The 1,030-nt window shown below is 70.0% G+C and carries 2 protein-coding genes; both read right to left on the bottom strand.

Going from position 1 to position 1,030, the window contains the following annotated elements; translation table 11 throughout:
* Positions 1-40: 40 nt before the first annotated feature.
* On the bottom strand, positions 41-499 hold the full coding sequence (locus G6027_RS15965; RefSeq protein ID WP_182638022.1) for an SRPBCC domain-containing protein: 459 nt from the start codon (positions 497-499) through the stop codon (positions 41-43).
* Positions 500-506: 7 nt separating this feature from the next.
* Positions 507-893: a metalloregulator ArsR/SmtB family transcription factor gene (locus G6027_RS15960; protein ID WP_182638021.1), complete on the bottom strand. Its 387-nt coding sequence runs from the start codon at positions 891-893 to the stop codon at positions 507-509.
* Positions 894-1,030 lie beyond the last annotated feature (137 nt).

Below are 1,030 nucleotides of genomic sequence, written 5' to 3'. Positions count from 1 at the left end.
CGGGCGGGGGCTCAGCAGGCGGGGCTCAGCGGGCGGGGGCTCAGCGGGCGACGGACGTGGCGAACACCTCGTCCAGCTCCTCGAACGCCTCGGTCCAGCCGTCGTGGACGCCGTGTTCGGAGCCGCGGTCGTCGGGGTGACGAGCCATGTGGAAGGTCATCAGGGTCCGTTCCTCGCCCGCCTCGGCGAGGTCGACGGTGATGACGGGGACGTCGTCCCCGCGCTCGTCGTCCGGGCTGCCCCAGGTGAACCGGAGCCGGTCGGGCTCGCGGACCTCCAGGTACTCGCCCGTGGTCGGCCACTCGCCGCCGCCCGGGTCGATCATGAGGTAGGCGTAGCGCCCACCCACGCGGAGATCGATCGAGACGCTCTCGGCAGGGGTGGTGACCTCGTGCGGGTGCCACCAGCGGGCGGCCAGGGTCGGATCCGTCCACGCGCGCCAGAGGGTCTCGCGCGGGGCGTCGAATGTGCGGGTGATGGTGAATTCCGGGACGGACATGGTGTCGTCACTCCTTCGATCGAGGCGTGCGCCCTCGATCCCTTGGGTCGGCGTGCCCGGGCCGGATGTCGGTGAGCACGTCGTCGAGTCGGTCGAACTTCTGCTGCCACAGCGCGCGGTTGCGCTCGACCCAGTCCGTGGCGGCGTCCAGCGGTTCCGGCCGGAGCGTGCACACCCGCCACTGGGCGCGAGTGCTGCGCTCGATGAGACCGGAGGTCTCCAACACCCGGAGGTGTTGCGAGATGGCGGGTGCACTGATGTCGAAGGGTTCCGACAACTCGCCCACAGTGGCCGGCCCGGCGCTGAGCCGCTCGAGGATCCCGCGACGCGTGGGATCGGCGAGCGCCTGGAACACCCGGGACAGCGGATCACCGGCCTGCTTCAATTCACTCATTCCTTAATTAGGCGATAGCTTAAGTATCCACCCTGGACCGCCGAAGTCAACCCCTTCACCCATGACCACCTCATCCGGATCCGTCACCCCGCGCGGGCGCCAGGGGGGTGCGGCCGCGGGACCCGGTGACACCGAAA

This window comes from Dietzia sp. SLG310A2-38A2, assembly GCF_014145095.1.
Classification (GTDB): domain Bacteria; phylum Actinomycetota; class Actinomycetes; order Mycobacteriales; family Mycobacteriaceae; genus Dietzia.
This window is presented reverse-complemented; position numbering and strand designations above follow the sequence as displayed.